This window comes from Agrobacterium radiobacter (genome assembly GCF_040801995.1).
GTDB classification, from domain to species: domain Bacteria; phylum Pseudomonadota; class Alphaproteobacteria; order Rhizobiales; family Rhizobiaceae; genus Agrobacterium; species Agrobacterium radiobacter.
The window spans coordinates 1429751-1450189 of the sequence record NZ_JBEGHX010000002.1; the positions used below are offsets into that span (position 1 = coordinate 1429751).

General features: G+C 60.4%; 17 protein-coding genes. 16 read left to right on the forward strand and 1 reads right to left on the reverse strand.

The genetic code is table 11. The annotated features are described in order from the left end of the window. The first annotated feature begins 6 nt into the window (after window positions 1-6). The 10 genes from MRBLRC7O_RS20400 (at window position 7) to MRBLRC7O_RS20445 (ending at window position 11820) form a co-directional block, all read left to right on the forward strand. The gene (locus tag MRBLRC7O_RS20400; protein WP_111820475.1) at window positions 7-1512 is read left to right on the forward strand and encodes a GMC oxidoreductase; all 1506 of its coding nucleotides are present in this window, start codon (window positions 7-9) and stop codon (window positions 1510-1512) included. A gap of 86 nt (window positions 1513-1598) precedes the next feature. Then, window positions 1599-3254 (forward strand): GMC family oxidoreductase, encoded by a 1656-nt coding sequence (locus MRBLRC7O_RS20405; protein WP_111820474.1) that lies wholly within the window; start codon window positions 1599-1601, stop codon window positions 3252-3254. A 76-nt stretch (window positions 3255-3330) separates the two neighbouring features. Continuing rightward, complete coding sequence (locus MRBLRC7O_RS20410) at window positions 3331-5430, forward strand: FAD-dependent oxidoreductase (protein WP_020813024.1); 2100 nt, start codon at window positions 3331-3333, stop codon at window positions 5428-5430. 384 nt (window positions 5431-5814) lie between these two features. Next, entirely contained in the window at window positions 5815-6630 is an 816-nt protein-coding gene (locus tag MRBLRC7O_RS20415; protein WP_020813023.1) for a DUF2189 domain-containing protein, read from the forward strand. A gap of 101 nt (window positions 6631-6731) precedes the next feature. After that, window positions 6732-7118, forward strand: a complete 387-nt coding sequence (locus tag MRBLRC7O_RS20420) for a c-type cytochrome (protein WP_020813022.1) — start codon at window positions 6732-6734, stop codon at window positions 7116-7118. Window positions 7119-7297: 179 nt separating this feature from the next. Then, window positions 7298-8113 (forward strand): cytochrome c oxidase subunit II, encoded by an 816-nt coding sequence (locus MRBLRC7O_RS20425; protein ID WP_020813021.1) that lies wholly within the window; start codon window positions 7298-7300, stop codon window positions 8111-8113. 56 nt (window positions 8114-8169) lie between these two features. Further along, window positions 8170-9948 (forward strand): cytochrome c oxidase subunit I, encoded by a 1779-nt coding sequence (locus tag MRBLRC7O_RS20430; RefSeq protein ID WP_080864577.1) that lies wholly within the window; start codon window positions 8170-8172, stop codon window positions 9946-9948. Then, window positions 9945-10649 carry a cytochrome c oxidase subunit 3 gene (locus MRBLRC7O_RS20435; protein WP_020813019.1) on the forward strand — a complete coding sequence of 235 codons (705 nt, stop codon included), beginning with the start codon at window positions 9945-9947 and terminating at the stop codon, window positions 10647-10649. Before MRBLRC7O_RS20430 ends, MRBLRC7O_RS20435 begins: the two co-directional genes overlap by 4 nt. A gap of 110 nt (window positions 10650-10759) precedes the next feature. Then, a complete protein-coding gene (locus MRBLRC7O_RS20440; RefSeq protein ID WP_111820473.1) occupies window positions 10760-11482 on the forward strand; it encodes a heme-copper oxidase subunit III family protein in 723 nt (240 codons plus the stop codon). Window positions 11483-11496: 14 nt separating this feature from the next. Further along, window positions 11497-11820 carry a cytochrome C oxidase subunit IV family protein gene (locus tag MRBLRC7O_RS20445; RefSeq protein ID WP_020813017.1) on the forward strand — a complete coding sequence of 108 codons (324 nt, stop codon included), beginning with the start codon at window positions 11497-11499 and terminating at the stop codon, window positions 11818-11820. 16 nt (window positions 11821-11836) lie between these two features. Here the strand turns inward: MRBLRC7O_RS20445 and MRBLRC7O_RS20450 are convergent, their stop codons facing one another. Beyond that, window positions 11837-12883 carry a GlxA family transcriptional regulator gene (locus tag MRBLRC7O_RS20450; RefSeq protein WP_020813016.1) on the reverse strand — a complete coding sequence of 349 codons (1047 nt, stop codon included), beginning with the start codon at window positions 12881-12883 and terminating at the stop codon, window positions 11837-11839. A gap of 85 nt (window positions 12884-12968) precedes the next feature. Here MRBLRC7O_RS20450 and MRBLRC7O_RS20455 point away from each other — a divergent pair, with 85 nt between their 5' ends. From MRBLRC7O_RS20455 to purU, 6 genes are all read left to right on the forward strand, one after another. Next, the gene (locus MRBLRC7O_RS20455; RefSeq protein ID WP_020813015.1) at window positions 12969-14222 is read left to right on the forward strand and encodes a sarcosine oxidase subunit beta family protein; all 1254 of its coding nucleotides are present in this window, start codon (window positions 12969-12971) and stop codon (window positions 14220-14222) included. Window positions 14223-14234: 12 nt separating this feature from the next. After that, window positions 14235-14555: a sarcosine oxidase subunit delta gene (locus tag MRBLRC7O_RS20460; RefSeq protein WP_003504489.1), complete on the forward strand. Its 321-nt coding sequence runs from the start codon at window positions 14235-14237 to the stop codon at window positions 14553-14555. Beyond that, complete coding sequence (locus MRBLRC7O_RS20465) at window positions 14552-17542, forward strand: sarcosine oxidase subunit alpha (protein ID WP_020813014.1); 2991 nt, start codon at window positions 14552-14554, stop codon at window positions 17540-17542. The genes MRBLRC7O_RS20460 and MRBLRC7O_RS20465 overlap by 4 nt, the downstream gene beginning before the upstream one ends. Window positions 17543-17555: 13 nt before the next feature. Beyond that, the gene (locus MRBLRC7O_RS20470; RefSeq protein ID WP_020813013.1) at window positions 17556-18110 is read left to right on the forward strand and encodes a sarcosine oxidase subunit gamma; all 555 of its coding nucleotides are present in this window, start codon (window positions 17556-17558) and stop codon (window positions 18108-18110) included. A gap of 17 nt (window positions 18111-18127) precedes the next feature. Continuing rightward, window positions 18128-19396 carry a serine hydroxymethyltransferase gene (glyA, locus tag MRBLRC7O_RS20475; RefSeq protein WP_080864576.1) on the forward strand — a complete coding sequence of 423 codons (1269 nt, stop codon included), beginning with the start codon at window positions 18128-18130 and terminating at the stop codon, window positions 19394-19396. Window positions 19397-19518: 122 nt separating this feature from the next. Continuing rightward, window positions 19519-20403, forward strand: a complete 885-nt coding sequence (gene purU / locus MRBLRC7O_RS20480; protein ID WP_003504493.1) for a formyltetrahydrofolate deformylase — start codon at window positions 19519-19521, stop codon at window positions 20401-20403. Window positions 20404-20439 lie beyond the last annotated feature (36 nt).

Genomic DNA, 20439 nt, shown 5'->3' on the forward strand with positions numbered 1-20439 from the left:
AACAGCATGATGAACAGTCCAGACATTGTCATTATCGGCTCCGGTATCGGCGGCGCGACGGCTGCCGCCGGGCTTGCGGCGACAGGTGCCGACATCCTGATCCTTGAAGCCGGCGATTACATCGCCGACAGCCCGGTCAATCGCGACCAGCGCGCCATCTTTCAAAAGGGCCATTTTCGCCCCAAGGAGAGCTGGTACGAGGCCAATGGCGCTGCGTTCAATCCCGGTAATTATTACAATGTCGGCGGAAATTCGAAATTCTACGGCGCGGTGCTGTCCCGTTATCGCAAGGAAGACTTCAGTGAGATCAGGCATAGGGAAGGCGTTTCGCCCGCCTGGCCGTTCGCTTACGAGGAGCTGGAACCCTGGTACAGCAAGGCGGAGGCAATGTATCAGGTTCGCGGCGAGCTGGGCGCGGACCCGACCGAACCCGAACATTCCGCCGCATATTCATTTTCTCCCGTTGCGGACGAGCCGCCGGTGGCGGATGTGCGGGCACGCCTGAAGGCGAAGGGTTTGCATCCGTTCTCCCTGCCCTTGGCCATCGATATCGAAAAATGGCTCTTGAAAGGTCGGACGCCGTGGGATGCCCATCCGAATTCTCGCGATGGCAAGATGGATGCGGAGACTGCGGCACTTCTCAAAGCCCTTGAATATCCGAACGTCAAAATCGAAACATCCGCGAGAGTAACCAGACTTGAGGCTGGCGCGAGCGGCCGCATTGAGCGCGTCCATTATGAACAGCACGGCGAGGCCCGCTCGGTTACGGCAAAACTGGTGATCCTGTCTGCGGGAGCCGTGCAGTCGGCCGTGCTGCTGCTCCGCTCGGCGGATGAACGATATCCGAAGGGTCTTGCGAATTCCTCCGATCAGGTCGGGCGAAACTTCATGAACCACAATTCGTCGGCTGTAATTGCCGTGTCGCCAAGCTTCCGCAACACGGCCGTCTATCAAAAGACATTCGGCTTCAATGACTTCTATCTGTCCGACGGTGAGGGCGGGCCGCCTCTTGGCAACGTCCAACTGCTCGGCAAGATTTCTCCGGCGATCTTGAAGGGGGCAATGCCCCGCGTGCCGGAATGGTTGCTCCGGCAACTGACCGGACACGCGATCGATTTCTACGCGATGAGCGAAGATATCCCTCATCCGGACAGCCGGATAATGGTTGACGGAAACCGCATCGTTCTCCACTGGCGGCGAACCAACTGGGACGCTCATCTGGCGCTGGTTGCGAAACTCAAAGGCATCCTCAAATCGGTCGGTTTCCCGATCGTCTTGTCGAAACCTTTCGATAAACGCACGCCGTCGCATCAGTGCGGCACGATCCGCATGGGCAACGACCCGGCGGCTGCACCGCTCGACCCCTTCTGCCGTTCCCATGACCACCGCAATCTTTTCGTTGTCGATGCCAGCTTTCTGCCGACGTCGGCAGCCGTCAATCCGGCGCTCACCATTGCGAGCCAGGCGCTGAGGGTTGCCCATCATATCTCGACGGAGGACCTCGCCCCATGAGGCTGACGACCCCGCATTTCATGGCCGCGATGCCGCTTTATGCCGATGGCGGCCATCAGATTACTCAAGTGTAACAGGATAGTTCGATGCGTTTCGACTATATTATCATCGGTGCCGGCCCCGCAGGATGTGTGCTTGCAAACCGTTTGAGCGAAGACCCCGATGTCAACGTCCTGCTGCTCGAAGCCGGTGGAGGGGACTGGAATCCGCTTTTCCACATGCCGGCCGGTTTTGCCAAAATGACCAAAGGCGTGGCGAGCTGGGGTTGGGAGACGGTGCCGCAAAAGCACATGAAGGGCAGGGTGTTGCGGTACACCCAGGCCAAGGTGCTGGGCGGCGGCTCATCGATCAATGCCCAGCTTTATACGCGCGGCAATGCGGCCGATTACGACACATGGGTCTCCGAGGATGGCTGTGAAGGCTGGAGCTATCGCGACATCCTGCCCTATTATAAACGCGCCGAAGACAATCAGCGTTTCGCCGACGACTATCATTCCTATGGCGGACCGCTTGGCGTCTCGATGCCGGTTTCGGCCCTGCCCATCTGCGATGCTTACATTCGAGCAGGCCAGGAACTCGGCATGCCCTATAATCACGATTTCAACGGCCGGCAGCAGGCCGGCGTCGGCTTCTATCAGCTCACGCAGCGCAACCGGCGCCGGTCGTCCGCATCACTCGCCTATCTCAACCCGATCCGGCATCGCAAGAACCTGACGATCAAACTCGGCGCACGCGTCTCCCGCATCGTTCTGGAAGGAAAACGCGCCATAGGGGTCGAGGTTGTCGGAAAATCCGGCTCGGAAATCATCCGCGCCGAACGGGAAGTCCTCGTCTCTTCCGGCGCGATCGGCTCCCCCAAGCTCCTGCAGCAATCGGGTATCGGCCCGGCGGACCATCTGAAATCCGTGGGCGTGAAGGTGCTGCATGACCTGCCCGGCGTCGGTTCGAACCTGCAGGATCATCTCGATCTTTTCGTGATTGCCGAATGCACCGGCGACCATACCTATGACGGCGTCGCCAAACTTCACCGGACGATATGGGCGGGGCTTGAATATATTCTGTTCCGCACCGGCCCGGTTGCCTCCTCGCTGTTTGAAACGGGCGGTTTCTGGTATGCGGACCCGGACGCGCGCTCGCCGGATATCCAGTTCCATCTGGGATTGGGGTCGGGTATCGAGGCGGGCGTGGAGCGGCTGAAAAACGCCGGGGTCACGCTGAATTCCGCCTATCTTCATCCCAGATCGCGCGGAACCGTGCGGCTGTCATCCTCCGATCCGGCCGCCGCGCCGTTGATCGATCCCAATTACTGGTCCGATCCCCATGACCGGAAGATGTCACTGGAAGGTCTCAAGATCGCCCGCGAGATATTCCAGCAGGCGGCGTTGAAGCCATACATCATGGCGGAACGTCTGCCCGGCCCCAAGGTCATGACGGATGATGAGCTTTTCGAATACGGCTGCGCGAATGCCAAGACCGATCACCATCCCGTCGGCACCTGCAAGATGGGCAACGGGCCGGAATCAGTCGTCGGCCTTGATCTCAAGGTACACGGTCTTGAAGGACTGCGCGTCTGCGATTCCTCCGTCATGCCGCGCGTTCCCTCGTGCAACACCAATGCGCCGACGATCATGGTCGGAGAGAAGGGCGCGGACCTGATAAGAGGACTTGCCCCCCTTGCACCGGCGATTTTCTCGCACGAACGCAATGAAACGCGTCCAAGGGCGCGCGCGCAGGTTCGATAGTCATTCCGCGATCAGGCGGTCTTGATGCGAACCCGAGACGAAGCCTGCAAGGCAATTTACGAGGAGTACAACGCTCATGGACGCGACCGTCCCGCAGCATATTCTTGACGCGCTCACGGATGTGAACATGCCGCGTTTGCCGAAAGCGCCCGGTCCCAAGGAGATGATCGTGCTCGGTGGCATCGATGTCCCGGTTCATCGCGCCGGCTGCGTCGTGGTCGGCTCCGGTGCCGCCGGGCTGCGGACTGCGGTGGAAATGAAGCGGCGCGGCGATGACGTCGTCATCCTCAGCCAGAGCGCGTGGGGTGGGACATCCGCCTGTTCCGGATCCGACAAACAAACGCTCCACACCGCGAACACGGCCGATCAGGGCGACAACTTCAAGGCAATGGCGCGCGCCATCCGCAGCGGCGGCGCCATGGATGAGGATACCGCCTATGTCGAGGCGGTGGGATCGGCGCGCATGATGGCCTCCCTGCAATTCCTCGGGCTGCCCCTGCCGCAGGACCCGCTGGGCGGGACGCTGCGATATCAGACCGACCACGACGAAGTCGGCCGGGCGACCAGTTGCGGCCCCCGCACATCGCGGCTGATGGTCAAGGTGCTTGCGGATGAAGCGATCCGTCTGGATATCCCGTTTCACAATCATACCACCGTCGTCAAAATACTGACCGAAGGTTTGAATGACGAAAGACGGGTCGTCGGCGTCCTCGCCATGCAGCCCCATGAGCGCAGCGATACCAACCCGTTCGGGATTGCTCTCTTCGTGTGTCCGGTGATTGTGCTTGCAGCCGGCGGACCGGGCGAGCTTTATCGCGACAGCGTTTATCCCAATGGCTGTTTTGGTTCTCTGGGGCTGGCGCTGGAGGCGGGGATAGACCTCGTCAACCTCACGGAAAGCCAGTTCGGTATAGGCACCCGACGGGAGGGATTTCCCTGGAACCTGTCGGGAACCTATGTTCAGGCCATCCCGCATATTTATTCGCTGGATGCCGGGGGCAAAGAGCATCATTTTCTGGCGGACTACTATCGCAATACGCAGGAAATGGCCTCCAACATTTTCCGAAAGGGCTATCAATGGCCCTTCCATTCGACCCGTATGCTCGATTTCGGTTCAAGTCTGGTCGACCTTGCGATCTTCCGCGAGTCGGCGGCCGGGCGGCGGGTCTTTATGGACTTCAATCGCAATCCGCTGGCGGTGCCCGGCGATCTTCCGTTCAGCCTTGACCGTCTCGACGCAGACGTCAGCAGCTACATCGAAAACGCCGGCGCGATGAAGGAACGGCCGATCGACCGGTTGAAGCATATGAACCCGCTCGCGATCGAACTCTACCGGCGCTACAAGATCGACATCGCCAGCGAGCCGCTGGAATTTGCGGTGAACAACCAGCACATGAACGGCGGCATCATGGTCGATACCTGGGGGCGGACCAACCTGACGGGCTGCTATTCTGTCGGCGAGGCCGCAGGTACGCATGGTGTGACACGTCCGGGTGGTGCGGCGCTGAATGCCGGGCAGGTATTCGGCACACGCGCGGCCGAACATATCGGCGCAAGTCGCCGCGCGAAATCCCCGTCATCGGCAAATATTGAGGCGGCGGCATTAGCGGGCATCAATGACCTTCTCGCCATTCTGAAGGAGGATAGTCGCCTGTCCGCCAAGAACATCCGCACCGAAATCCAGTCCCGCATGAGCGATAAGGCGGGGATGATATGCGATGCCGAAAGCGTTTCGCAGGCGCTTGCCGGGGCGCGTTCGCTCAATGCGACGATCCGCTCGAACGGGATTGCTTACGGACGGGCTGCCGAGGCGGTTCGCGCCGTTCAGTGGCAACAGATGGCGATTGCGTCCGAGGCCGTGCTCACGGCGTTGGATTACTTCATTCGCGATGGCGGCGGCAGCCGAGGCGCACGCGCGATCTGCGATGCTGACGGTGAACTGGTTCCGAACGTCAATGCGGGACCCTTGCATCAATTCCGCTTTCGCAGGGAGAAAGACGACCATCGAAGCGAGCAGATCGTCGTCAGGCTCGAAGGTGAGGATATGGCGACATCGACGCGTCCCAACCGCGTCTTCGATGAAAGCAAGAAATCCTTCTTTGAACGGGACTGGCCCGCCTGGCTCACCGGACGCATCTATGATCTCGGTGAAAGAGAAGGATGCGCCGAAGACTGAATTCGTTTTGAATTATGCTCGGACGGGCCCCATTCACGCCTTTGATACGGCCGATCAGCATTCTGTCCTCGCGCTCGCAAGCTAGGCGCCTTTCAAGAAAAAAAATGAAGAAGCGGATCAGCCTCTGCCGGTGGAGGTGTTTTCCTCCATGGCTGGCCAGCTTGCCGGTGCGAGGAGCCCCCCGGCGGGATTGTCTTCGGAGGACCGGCGTTGCCCCCGGTCGCGCTGACGACGAGCATCTAATTTCTCTAATTTAAAGAACAGGCGACAAAGGCGCCCGGATTTGATAAATTACAATTTAGCCGGTTGCGGTTTGACGCGCGGATAAAGTCTCCAGGCGTTTCCACGCCGCCAGCCGGATCATGGCGCAGGAGGAGAAGTGCTATGACGGCATTCCATGTCATGGCCGGTGCGACCGGTGAATTTACTCGCCCCGAAGTCCGCAAGATTGGTTTCGCGGATATTGTCGATGCATTGAAGTTGGGACTTGATGACTTCAAAGAGAAGCCGTCCCATTATGTCTTTCTCTGTCTTATGTATCCGATTGCGGGTGTTTTTCTGGTCATGTGGAGTTCCGGCGCCAATCTGCTGCCGCTGATTTATCCCTTGATGTCAGGTTTTGCGCTGATCGGTCCGATCGCCGCCATCGGTCTTTATGAAATCAGCCGACGACGTGAGCAGGGGTTGGATAGCTCCTGGCGTCATGCGCTGGAGGTTCGACACTCTCCGGCCCTGCCGTCGATTATCGCGGTCGCCGTCATGCTGTTCGTGCTTTTCGCCCTCTGGCTGATTGTGGCGCAGCACCTCTACACCACGACGTTCGATGCGGCCGGTCCGGCTTCACTCTCAACCTTTCTGTCAGACGTGCTGACCACCCCGGAGGGACTTTCCCTGATAATCTGGGGGAATCTTGCCGGTTTCGTTTTCGCGGTCATTGTGCTGGCGACAACGGTGGTGGCGTTCCCGCTGATGCTTGACCGGGATGTCGGCGCAGTCGCGGCGGTGGATGCGAGCATACGCGCCACGCTCGCCAATCCGGTTCCAGTTGCGCTTTGGGGGTTGATCGTCGCGGCGCTGCTCGTCGTCGGCACAATCCCGGTTTTCGTCGGCCTTGCAGTCATCATGCCCATCCTCGGACATGCAACCTGGCACCTCTATCGGAAATTGATCGTCCCCGTTTATCCAAACCGTATGCCTTGAACCCATAACGGAAATCTAGCTGTCGATCATCCTTCCCGCTGTTGCGGCTCTCCTAAGGGAGCCGTTGCGGCCGGGATGGCGATGGAGCGCGTGAGGATGCCATGTCGTATCGTTTTCTTGCCATCTGTCTGCTTTTCGCCACGACCCTTCCGCTTGATGCGCACGCACAGGAGGGGGACCCTGCCGCCGGCGCCACCGTTTTCAAAAAATGCGGCATTTGTCATGTCGCCGAAACCGACCAGAACAAGGTCGGACCTTCACTGAACGGCCTGTTCGGCAGAGCCGCCGGCACCCATCCGAATTTCGCCTATTCGCAGGCGATGCAGGATGCGGGCAAGGCCGGGCTGGTATGGGACGAGACATCATTTCGCGATTATCTGCACGACCCCAAGGCGAAGGTGAAGGGCACAAAAATGGCCTTTGTCGGGGTGAAGGACGACACCGACATCACCAATCTCATCGCCTATCTGAAGCAATACTCCAAGTAGCGAAATGATGCGAGCTGAAGAGCTGTTTCTCGCCGGGGTGGATCGGCAGGATAGGGCCGAATGAGGGGCGAACTGCTGCTGTTGCCGCAATTGCTCGCCCGAACTGTTCATGAGATAATGCTAATACGTTTCGCGATAGGATTGTAGAAATAGTCGCGGCCGTGTCAGGGGAGGAGACGATGGCTGTCGTTGTGGTTCTCGTTCTGCTGGTGGTGGGATCGATCGTATTCCACCTGCTGAGCCCTTGGTGGTGGACGCCGATTGCCTCCAACTGGAGCTATATCGACAATACGATCATCATCACCTTCTGGATCACCGGTTTCGTTTTTTCGGCCATCGTGTTGTTCGTCGCCTATTGCGTGTTCCGTTTCAGGCATCGCACGGGAAACCGGGCGGCATACCAGCCTGAAAACAAGCGCCTGGAGGGGTGGCTTGCTGGAGGAACCGGGGTCGGGGTGGCTGCCATGCTCCTGCCGGGCCTCTTCGTGTGGAACCAGTTCGTGACCGTGCCTGATGGCGCCAGCGAGGTGGAAGTCGTCGGTCAGCAATGGCAATGGAGTTTCCGGCTGCCCGGCGCGGACGGCCGGCTCGGACGGGCCGACACGCGCGCCATTGCGCCGGACAATCCGCTCGGTTTGAACAGAAACGACCCCGCCGGAATGGACGATGTCATCGTTGAAGGCGGCGAGTTGCATTTACCCGCCGGCAGGCCGGTGAAGATGCTGCTGCGCGCGGTTGACGTGGTGCATGATTTCTACGTGCCGGAGTTCCGGGCCAAGATGGACATGATCCCCGGTTCGGTCACCTACTACTGGTTCACCCCGACGCGGACAGGAACCTTCGAGGTTCTCTGCGCGGAATTGTGCGGCGTCGGCCATCCGCAGATGCGCGGCACCGTCGTCGTCGATACCGAGGCTGACTATCAGGCCTGGCTACAGCAGCAACCGACTTTCTCGAAATCGCTCGCTTTGGCGGAAAAGTCGGCAGCCAGATGAGCGCCATGCGTCGTTGAACGGAAAAGCCGCGTCGGAGGAAACAGGGAGGACGGAAGATGGTCGAGATTGGATCCGGCGCGGGGCAGGTCATCCAGCCCGCTGAGGTCGAGGATGTCGAGCTTTATCACCCGAAAAGCTGGTGGACGAAATATGTCTTCAGCCAGGATGCCAAGATCATCGCCATTCAATATTTCCTGACCGCGACGGCAATCGGCATGGTGGCGCTGGTGCTATCCTGGTTGATGCGCCTGCAACTCGGCTTTCCCGGTTATTTCTCTTTCATCGACGCGGAACATTATTATCAGTTCATCACCATGCACGGCATGATCATGGTGATTTACCTGCTTACCGCGCTGTTTCTCGGCGGTTTCGGCAATTATCTGATCCCGCTGATGCTCGGCGCGCGCGACATGGTGTTTCCCTATGCGAACATGCTGAGCTACTGGCTCTACCTGCTCGCGGTCCTCGTGCTGGTCGCCGGTTTCTTCGCGCCTGGCGGGCCGACGGGCGCTGGCTGGACGCTCTATCCGCCGCAGGCGCTTTTATCGGGAACGCCGGGCGGGCGCGACTGGGGCATCATCCTGATGTTGTCCTCGCTGATCCTGTTCATCATCGGCTTTACCCTGGGCGGGCTGAATTACGTCGTCACGGTGCTACAAGGGCGCACGCGCGGCATGACGTTGATGCGCATGCCCCTGACGATATGGGGCATATTCACGGCAACCGCCATGGCGCTGCTCGCCTTCCCGGCGCTTCTCGTTGCCGCCGTCATGATGTTGTTCGACCGGCTGCTCGGCACGAGCTTCTTCATGCCCGCCATCGTCGAGATGGGCGAACAGCTGAAACAGGAGGGCGGCAGTCCCATCCTCTTCCAGCATCTGTTCTGGTTCTTCGGCCATCCGGAAGTCTATATCGTGGCACTTCCGGCCTTCGGCATCGTCTCGGATCTCATCAGCACCCATGCACGCAAGAACATCTTCGGTTACCGGATGATGGTCTGGGCGATCGTCATCATCGCGGCGCTGAGCTTCGTCGTCTGGGCGCATCATATGTATGTCAGCGGCATGAACCCGAATTTCGGCTTCTTTTTCGCGACCACGACGCTGATCATCGCCGTGCCGACGGCGATCAAGGTCTATAACTGGGTGCTGACGCTCTGGCGCGGCGATATCCATCTGAACTTGCCGATGCTGTTTGCGCTCGCCTTCATCGTCACATTCATCAATGGCGGATTGACCGGTCTTTTCCTCGGCAATGTCGTCGTAGACGTTCCGCTTTCGGATACGATGTTCGTCGTCGCGCATTTCCATATGGTGATGGGGGTCGCGCCGATCATGGTGATTTTCGGCGCGATCCACCATTGGTATCCCAAAGTCACGGGCCGCATGCTGAACGTGGCGATGGGGCATATCCACTTCTGGATCACCTTTCTCGGCGCTTACGCCATCTTCTTCCCGATGCATTATCTCGGCCTGATGGGCGTGCCGCGCCGTTATTACGAACTGGGCGAGGCCGCTTTCATTCCGCCCTCGGCACACACGCTGAACATGTTCATCTCCGTTGCAGCACTGGTTGTTGGCGCCGCACAACTGCTGTTCCTGTTAAATCTCGCCTGGAGCCTTCGCTGGGGCAAACAGGCGGGCGGCAATCCGTGGCGGGCGACGACACTGGAATGGCAAACGCCGCAGACCCCGCCCGTTCATGGAAACTGGGGCAAGGAGCTGCCGGTCGTCTATCGCTGGCCTTATGACTACAGCGTGCCCGGCGCGGATGAGGACTTCCTGCCGCAAAACCAGCCGGCTGCGGCCGGGCCGTCGGAGAGGGCCCTGTCATGATCGCCATTCTCATCTTCATGGCGGGTATTGCCGGCATCATCGCCTGGTGGATGGCGGGGCAGCGGCTCACTTCAAAGCCATGGCTGGAAGTGGGGGTGGCAGGCGATGCACCGCAGATGCAGGGATCGTCGGCGACAATAGCGAAACTTGGGCTCGGCATTTTTCTGGGTGTCGTGGGCGCGCTGTTCACGCTGCTCATCAGCGCCTATCTCGGCCGCATGGGCGGCGCGGACTGGTGGGGCATCCCCATTCCCGGGCTGTTATGGGCCAATACTGCGACGCTTGCCGCTAGTAGTCTGGCGCTGCAATGGGCGAAAACCGAAGCCGGCGCCGGTCGCCGCGACAGGCTGAATATGGCTCTCGCGGCAGCCTTTGCGACGGCCGTTCTCTTCGTTGCCGGGCAGTTTCTGGCGTGGTGGCAACTCACCTCCGCAGGCTATGTGCTGGCGGATAACCCATCGAACAGCTTCTTTTACATGATCACCGGGCTGCACGGCCTGCATATAGTGGGCGGGCTCTGTGTGCTTGGACGCACCGCAATCCGCGCCCGCAGCGAGCCCTTGTTGGCAAGGATGCTCCTGAGCGTGGAGCTGTGCGCCATCTACTGGCATTTCATGCTGGTGGTGTGGCTGATCCTTTTTGCGCTCTTCGCCGGCTGGGCGAATAGTTTTGTCGATCTATGCCGTCAATTGGTCAGCTAGAGCGGCGGGAGATGAACCGGAGCAGGTCCCGCCGCTCTAAGTTTTATCTAAGCATCAGATTTTCCGGACGCTACGTACTTTTACTGGAAATCCTCTAAGGAGTGTCGATCATGACCGCATCCATGGAAAGGCCAGCAAGCGATCCGCATCTGCGCCCCACGGGAATGCGCGGCGTTGCCGCCGATCTGTCATCGGACCAGCGGGCGTTCAAGAACGTCTCCTGGGGCAAGGCGATGATGTGGATCTTCATCCTCAGCGACATCTTCATTTTCGGCTGTTTCCTCCTGGCCTATATGGCCGCGCGCATGTCGACCACCGTCGCCTGGCCCAATCCGAGCGAGGTTTTTGCGCTGACGATTGGCGGCAAGGATATCCCGCTGATCCTGATTGCCATCATGACCTTCGTCCTCATCAGCAGCAGCGGCACGATGGCCATGGCCGTCAACTTCGGATACCGCCGTGACCGTCGCAAAACCGCGGCGCTGATGGTGGTAACGGCCCTCCTTGGCGCGACATTCGTCGGAATGCAGGCATTCGAATGGACGAAACTGATCGAGGAAGGCGTGCGTCCCTGGGAAAACCCATGGGGTGCGGCGCAATTCGGTTCGACGTTCTTCATGATCACGGGCTTTCACGGCACCCATGTCTCGATAGGCGTGCTGTTCCTCCTCATCATCGCGCGCAAGGTATGGCGGGGAGATTTCGAACAGGAAAGGCGGGGATTTTTCACCAGCCGCAAGGGGCACTACGAGGTCGTCGAGATCATGGGGCTTTATTGGCACTTCGTCGATCTGGTGTGGGTCTTCATCTTTGCATTCTTCTATCTGTGGTGAGTGAGGATGGCATCATGGCACAGGAACAATCACAGCAGCATCCGATAAGACTTTATATGGTGGCCTGGGGACTGCTTTTTGTTCTCAGCACGTTCTCCTATATGGTCGATTATCTCGGCATTCAGGGCTATCCCCGATGGTCTTTGATCATCGTATTCATGCTGCTGAAGGCGGGGCTGATCATCGCGATTTTCATGCATCTGGCCTGGGAACGGCTCGTCTTGATCTACGTCATCCTGCTCCCACCGGTCCTCGTGCTTGTCTTCGCCGCCCTGATGGTGTCGGAATCCAATTATACGGCTTTCACCCGGCTGACCTTTATGACTGCGGGTTCCTAGGCCGCTGCAACATATTTCAGGCTTGCGGAAGCAGCACGCCGACGGCGAATTCCTCGTCAGTCGCTGTGTGGCCGGCCTGCGTCTTGCGATATTCGCTGGGCGTGAAACCGCGCTCGGTTCGCAGCGTGCGAGAAAGATGCGGCGCGTCGCAGAAACCGGTGGCGAGCGCAATCTGGGTGATCGGGTCATGCGTGGTGCGCAGGAGGGAGAGCGCACGGTCCAGCCGAAGCTCGAGATAGACCTTGGACGGCGTCGCGTTCAGGTCGGTGAGGAAACGCCGTTCGAGGCTGCGGCGGCCAAGGCCAAGGTCGTTCGCCAGTTCCAGCACTGTTTTCGGAACCTCGATATTCTGCTGCATCCGCAGGATCGCTTTTTTGACCAGAGGATCATTGGCCTTTCGCGCGCTCTGCTGGCCGGGCTGGGGTTTTTCGCCGCTCAGCGCGCTGTCGATCATCATGATGTTGAGGCTTTTGATGGCGGCGGACTGGCCGACATGGCGCTCGACGAGGAAAGCCGCCAGATGGGCTGCGCCGTGACCACCGGAACAGGTCAGCCGGTCACGGTCGATGACGAAAATCTGGTCGGAGATCATCTGGACGGTATCGAAACGGTCGAGAAAATCCTGATGGTGGAACCAGCTCACGCAGCAGCGATAACCATCAAGCAGGCCCGCTTCATGCAGAATGAAGACACCGGTGCAGAGCCCGACGATGGGAATGCCCGCCGCCGCCCGGTCTTTCAGGAACCGCAGCGCTTCCTGCGGCAGGGCGCTGTGATCGCTGATCAAGCCGCCGACAACGACGATATAGTCGTAATGCCCGGCGTCCATCAGCCGTGTATCCGGCTGCACCTTCACGCCGCAGCTCGATTGCACGCTGCCCAGCGTTGCCGAGAGCACCGACCACTCACACAGGATAGGCCGGGAACGGTCCGCCTCGTCGGCGGCAAGACGCAGCACATCAACGAAATTCGCAAAGGCTGACAGCGTGAAGCGGTCGGCAAGCAGGAAGGCGACGCTGAGGCGTTTTCTGGCGCGGTGTGAAGTCATGACGCAAATATTCATGCAAACAGACGCGATTGTCCAGCCGGGGCGCGGCAAATGCTCATAGCGTTTACGACACGAGATTTTCCAACCATCGGGTCCGCTCATGACGCGTTTTAATGCTTTCAATCTTTTGCGGAATGCCCTGACCGGCCACAAGAACTGGGACGAGCAGTGGCCGGACAGCCAGCCGAAAGCCGAATATGACGTGGTCATCGTCGGCGCCGGCGGCCATGGTTTGGGTGCCGCCTATTATCTGGCCAGCCAGCACGGCATCACCAATGTCGCCGTCATCGACAAGGGTTGGCTCGGCGGCGGTAATACCGGCCGCAACACGACGATCATCCGCTCGAACTATCTCTATGACGAGAGCGCCCGTCTTTACGATCACGCCGTCGATCTGTGGGAGAACTTGAGCCAGGAGCTGAACTACAACGTCATGTATTCAAGGCGCGGCGTGCTGATGCTGGCGCATAATGTGCACGATGTGCAGAGCTTCAAGCGTCATATCCATTCCAACCGTTTGAACGGTGTGGACAATCGCTGGCTCACCCCGGAAGAATGCAAGGAATATTGCCCGCCGCTCAGCATTGTGCCGAATGCGCGTTATCCTGTCATGGGCGGTGCGCTTCAGGAACGTGCCGGCACTGCGCGCCACGACGCCGTCGCCTGGGGGTATGCGCGCGGCGCTGCCGCCCGTGGGGTCGATATCATCCAGAACTGCCCGGTCACCGCCATTCGTCGCAATGCCGATGGCTCCGTCGCTGGTGTCGAGACGGCGAGGGGCTTCATCAAGGCGAAGAAGGTCGCGGTTTCCGCCGCCGGCCACACCTCAGTTGTTATGGACACGGCCGGCGTGCGCCTGCCGCTCGAAAGCTATCCTTTGCAGGCGCTGGTGTCGGAGCCGATCAAGCCGATCTTCCCCTGCGTTGTCATGTCGAATGCGGTCCACGCCTATATCAGCCAGTCCGACAAGGGCGAGCTGGTTATCGGTTCGGGTACGGACCAATATACATCCTATTCGCAGCGCGGCGGCCTGCCGCTGATCGAGCATACGATTGCGGCCATCGTCGAAATCTTCCCGATCTTCAATCGCATGCGGATGCTGCGCAAATGGGGCGGTATCGTCGATGTGACGCCGGATCGCTCGGCCATTCTCGGCAAGACGCCGGTTGACGGGCTTTACGTCAATTGCGGCTGGGGTACGGGCGGTTTCAAGGCCACGCCGGGCGCTGCGCACACCTTCGCCTGGACCATTGCCAAAAACGAACCGCACCCGATCAACGCGCCGTTCACGCTGGAACGCTTCCGCACCGGCCGCCTGATCGACGAGGCCGCCGCCGCCGCGGTGGCGCATTGAGGAGCCGACCCCATGCTTTTGATCCGCTGCCCCTATTGCAATGAAACGCTGCCCGAAGCCGAATTCACCTATGCCGGGCAGGCCCATATTACCCGCGCCGCCGATCCTTCGTCGCAGACCGATGAGCAATGGGAAGAATTCCTGTTCATCCGCGAAAACGTGAAAGGCCCGCATTTCGAGCGCTGGCGGCATCTGCATGGTTGCGGCCGCTTCTTCAACGCCGTGCGTGACACGGTGAGCGACCGCTTCCTCACGACCTATCGTGCGGGTGAACCGCGTCCAGAACTTTCTTCCCTGACCCGTGCACCAGCCAGTTCCGAGGTGTCGAAATGAACTCCTATCGCGTTTCCGGCCGTGGCCGTGTGGATGCCACCCGCTCGGTCAGCTTTACCTTCGATGGCAGGACCTATCGCGGCGTGAAGGGCGATACGGTCGCCTCGGCACTTCTCGCCAATGGCGTGCATCTCATGGGCCGCTCGTTCAAATACCACCGCCCGCGCGGCCCGGTGGCGGCGGGTTCCGAAGAGCCGAATGCGCTGATCGGCACCCGCCGCAGCGCAGGACGTTTTGAGCCGAACACCCGCGCCACGGTGCAGGAAATCTGGAACGGGCTGGAAACCACCTCCCAGAACAAATATCCGAGCCTGAAATTTGATATCGGCGCTGTCAACGACATGGCCTATATGCTGTTTTCAGCAGGTTTCTATTACAAGACCTTCATGTGGCCGAAGAGTTTCTGGAACAAGGTCTATGAGCCCTTCATTCGCGCGGCCGCGGGTCTCGGCGTTTCCCCCACCGAGGAAGACCCGGATATCTATGCCTCGCGCAACCTGCATTGCGATGTGCTGATCGTCGGCGCTGGTCCGGCTGGTCTGGCGGCGGCGCGTGCGGCGGCGGTCGATGGTCTCAAGGTCGTGCTGGTCGATGAAAATGCCGAAGCCGGCGGCACGCTGCTGTCGGAGCCGCAGGCGAAGATCGATGGCAAGCCCGTATGGAACTGGCTGGCGGATGAATTGACGGCACTGAAGGAGCGCGGCGTCAAGGTAATGACCCGCACGACGGCCATCGCCTATTACCACCAGAACATGATCGGCCTTTGCGAAAAGTTGACCGACCATTTAGAGGCCGTGCCGAAGGATACGCCGCGCGAACGCCTGTGGCGCGTTCGGGCGCGTCACGTCGTATTGGCGCAGGGTGCACTGGAAAAGCCGCTGGTTTTCCACGGCAACGACCGGCCGGGCGTGATGCTCGCGGGTGCCGCCCAGACCTATCTCAACCGCTATGGCGTCAAGGTCGGCAACCGGCCGGTGGTGGTGACGAGCCATGACAGCGCCTGGTATGCGGCGTTTGATCTTCACGGCGCGGGCGCACGCGTTCAGGCAATTGTCGATACCCGCGCCAAGGTGCGGGAAGAACTGGTGAACGAGGCGCGTGCGCTCGGCATTCCGGTCAAGCTGTCGCATACGGTCACGGCGACGTCGGGGCGGCTGCGCGTCAAGTCAGTCCGGGTCAATCCGGTTAGTGGCGCGTCGGTCGGTGCGGGACAGGAAATCGCCTGCGATGCGGTGCTGATGTCCGGCGGCTGGACGCCGTCGCTGCATCTCTTTTCCCATACGCAGGGCAAGATCGCCTGGGATGATGAGCGGACTACCTTCCTTCCTGCCGCCACCAACGAGGATTGCGTGATTGCCGGGGCCGGACGCGGGCTGTGGGGCATCGAAGCGGCGCTGAAGGACGGTGCTGAACGGGGTCGCGAAGTTGCAGCAGTGCTCGGCAAGGCCGCCAACCCTTCCGCTCTTGTGGTGGAACATGACCGCACCGGCAGCGGCGTCTCGCACACGGAACTGCCGAGCGACCGTGATGCCGGCAAGGCCAAGGCTTTCGTGGATTACCAGAACGATGTGACCGCCAAGGATCTGAGGCTCGCCGTGCGTGAGGGCATGCGTTCCATAGAGCACGTCAAGCGCTACACCACCAACGGCATGGCGACCGATCAGGGCAAGATGTCCAACATCAACGGCCTCAACATCGCGGCGGAAGCACTCGGCAAACGCCAGCCGCAGGTCGGCCTCACCACCTTCCGCCCGCCCTATACGCCGACGACCTTCGGAGCCTTCGCCGGTTATCACCGCGGCGCGCATTTCGAGGTAACGCGCAAGACGCAGATCGACGGGTGGGCTGAGGCGCATGGCGCGGTCTACGAGCCGGTCGGACAATGGCGTCGCGCCTGGTATTTCCCTAAACCGGGCGAAGACATGGATGCGGCTGTCGGCCGTGAATGCCGGGCGGTGCGCCAGAGTGTGGGCATTTTCGACGCCTCGACGCTCGGCAAGATCGAGGTTGTCGGGCCTGATGCGGTCGAGTTCATGAACCGCATGTATACCAATCCCTGGACGAAGCTCGCCGCCGGCCGTTGCCGTTATGGCCTGCTGCTCGGCGATGACGGCTTCATTCGCGACGATGGCGTCATCGGCCGCATGACCGAAGACCGTTTCCACGTCACCACCACGACAGGCGGCGCCGCCCGGGTGCTGAACATGATGGAGGATTACCTCCAGACGGAGTGGCCGGATCTCAATGTCTGGCTGACCTCGACGACCGAACAATGGTCCACCATTGCGCTGAACGGCCCGAACGCGGCAAAGCTGCTCGCGCCGCTGGTGGAAGGCGTCGAACTGACGGAAGAGGCCTTCCCGCATATGTCCTGCGTGGAGTGCACGGTGGCCGGCATGCCGGCGCGGCTGTTCCGCGTCAGCTTCACCGGCGAGATCGGCTTCGAGGTCAATGTCCCTGCACCGCTCGGCCGCAAGCTCTGGGAAATCCTGTGGGAGGCCGGCCAGCAATATGGCATCACGCCTTACGGCACCGAGACCATGCATGTGCTGCGTGCCGAAAAGGGTTACATCATCGTCGGTCAGGATACCGATGGTACCGTCACGCCCTATGACGCCGCGATGGGCTGGGCCGTGGGCAAGAACAAGCCGGATTTCGTCGGCAAGCGTGGCCTTGCCCGCCCCGATCTCGTCGCCAAGGATCGCCGTCATCTCGTCGGCCTTCTGACCGAAGACCGCTCGAAGCTGGAAGAGGGCGCGCAGATCGTCTTTGATCCGAAACAGCCGATCCCGATGAAAATGGTCGGCCACGTCACCTCGTCCTATCACTCGGATGCCGCCGGCCAGCCCATCGCGCTGGCTCTGGTGGAGGGTGGCCATGAGCGGATGGGCGAGACCGTCTACATCCCCATGCTGGACCGCACCATTGCCGCGAAAATCACCGGGATGGTCTTTGTCGATCCCGAAAATACCCGCCTGAAAATCTGACCCGGAGATGACAATGAACATGCGCGTTTCCTCCCTCGTTTCCGGCACTTTGGCCGAGAGCAAAGCGGCCCGGGTCAGCATCCTGCCGGTGCAGACGCGGCTGTCGCTACGCGCCCGGGGTGATCTCACCCCGCTCAGCGCCGCCCTTGGCCTTGCCTTGCCCGACCGGATCGGCACCCGCTCCGCCGCAGGCGAAATCGAGGCCGTGCGCCTCGGTCCCGACGAATGGACGATCCTTGCTCCGACAGGGGAAGCCGACAGGCTGATTGCGGCCTGCGGCGCTGTCTATGCCAGCCACCCACACAGCCTCGTCGACATTTCCGGCCGGGAAGTGACGCTCTCGATCGAGGGGCCACAGGCTGGCGAACTGCTGACGCTGGGCTGCGCCCGCGATATCGACACCATTGCTGTCGGTGAGGCGCGCCGAACGATTTTCGACGGCGTGACCGTGGTGCTCTGGCGCGATGCGGAAAACCGTTTCCGCATGGATATCTGGAACAGTTTCGTGTCGCATCTTGGCCATTTGCTTGAAACCGGCTGCAAGGAACTTGCGGCTGATATCGCTTGATCTGGGAGGAGAAAACAATGCTCAACCGCCTGTCACATAATACCGTTTCGGACACGGTGATCGCTGACGCCATCGCCGAGGAACTCGACCGCCAGAAAACGCAGATCGAGCTCATCGCTTCGGAAAACATCGTTTCCGCCGATGTTCTGGCGGCTCAAGGCTCGGTGCTGACCAACAAATATGCCGAGGGCTATCCCGGCAAGCGTTATTACGGCGGCTGCGAATTTGTCGACAAGGTCGAACAGGTCGCCATCGACCGGTTGAAGCAGCTCTTCGGTGCGGAATTCGCCAATGTGCAGCCGCATTCCGGCGCGCAGGCCAATCAGGCGGTGTTTCTGGCGCTGCTGCAGCCGGGCGACCGGATCATGGGCATGTCACTTGCCCATGGCGGCCACCTGACCCACGGTTCGCCGGTGACGATGTCCGGCAAGTGGTTCGATGTCGTCTCCTATGAGGTCGATGCCGATACACATCTGATCGATATGGAGAAGGTGCGGGCGCGGGCGCTGGAGACCAAGCCGAAGCTGATCGTGGCGGGCGCATCGGCCTATCCGCGCCAGATCGATTTTGCCGGCTTCCGCAGAATAGCCGACGAAGTCGGCGCTTATCTGATGGTCGACATGGCCCATTATGCCGGTCTGATCGCCGGCGGCAAATATCCGAACCCGGTGCCGCACGCCCATGTCGTCACCTCCACCACCCACAAGACCCTGCGCGGCCCCCGCGGCGGCGTGATCCTTACCAATGACGCCGATCTGGCGAAGAAGCTGAACTCGGCCGTCTTCCCCGGCAATCAGGGCGGCCCCCTGATGCACGTCATCGCCGCCAAGGCCGTGGCTTTCGGCGAGGCCTTGCGTCCGGAATTTTCCGACTATGCCGGCCAGGTCATCGCCAATGCGCAGGCGCTGGCAAAGGTGCTGACGAAGGGTGGTCTGGGCATCGTCTCGGGTGGAACCGACAGCCACATGGTGCTGGTCGATCTGCGGCCGAAAGGCGTGACCGGCAAGGTTGCCGAAATCGCTCTGGAGCGGGCGGGGCTTACCTGCAACAAGAACGCCATTCCCAACGACCCGGAAAAGCCCTTCGTCACTTCGGGCGTCAGGCTTGGAAGCTCGGCGGGTACCACCCGCGGTTTCGGCGTGGCCGAATTCGAACAGATCGGCGCGCTGATCTTACGTGTCATCGACGCGCTGGCGGCGAATGCCGAAGGGGATGCCGCGGTCGAAGCCGAGGTGCGGGGAGAGGTTGCTGCACTTTGCGAGGCCTTCCCGATCTACGGTTCGTAAGCGGCCCTGCCGGGCTTCGATTAGTCTCAATCGCCGTCCTGACCACGGCCGGCGGTTGATAGGCAATCTGCGCGAAAGCGCGGGCGATCCGTCCGCGCGGCAAAGACCCAGGGGAGCAGGATTTGAGCACCTATATAATGACAGTCGCGTGCCCGGCGCGCAGCGGCATCGTCGCCGCCGTATCCGGTTATCTCGCCCGGTCCGGATGCAATATCAACGACAGTTCGCAATTCACCGACCAGGAGACTGGCCGCTTTTTCATGCGGTTGAGCTTCGTTTCCGAACAGGGATCGGGACGCGATGCGCTGCTCGACGGCTTTGGTCCCGTCGCGGCCGATTTCGATATGGACTATGATATTCATGACCTTTCGCGAAAGACGAAGGTCGTGATCATGGTCTCGCGCTTCGGTCATTGTCTCAACGATCTGCTGTATCGCTCTCGCATCGGCGCGCTGCCGGTCGAGATCGTCGCGGTGATTTCCAATCACCTCGATTACCAGAAGCAGGTGGTGAACGAGGATATTCCCTTTCACCACATTCGCGTCACGCCGGAAACGAAGCCCGAGGCGGAAGCCGCGATCCTGCAGGTGGTGCGGGATACCGGAGCGGAGCTTGTGGTGCTTGCGCGCTACATGCAGGTCCTGTCGGACCGGCTGTGTCAGGAAATGTCTGGCCGCATCATCAACATCCATCATTCTTTCCTGCCATCTTTCAAGGGCGCCAACCCTTATAAACAGGCCTATGAACGCGGGGTGAGGCTGATCGGCGCGACCGCCCATTACGTCACCGCCGATCTCGATGAAGGGCCGATCATCGAGCAGGATACGATCCGCGTAACCCATGCCCAAAGCGCGATGGACTATGTCAGCCTGGGTCGGGATGTGGAAAGCCAGGTTCTTGCGCGGGCCATCCACGCCCATATTCATCACCGGGTCTTCCTAAATGGAAACAGGACGGTTGTCTTTCCCGCGTCTCCCGGAGAACACGTGTCCGAGCGCATGGGTTGAATGCGGGGTCGCGCGGAGCCGTGATTTGTGTCCTTC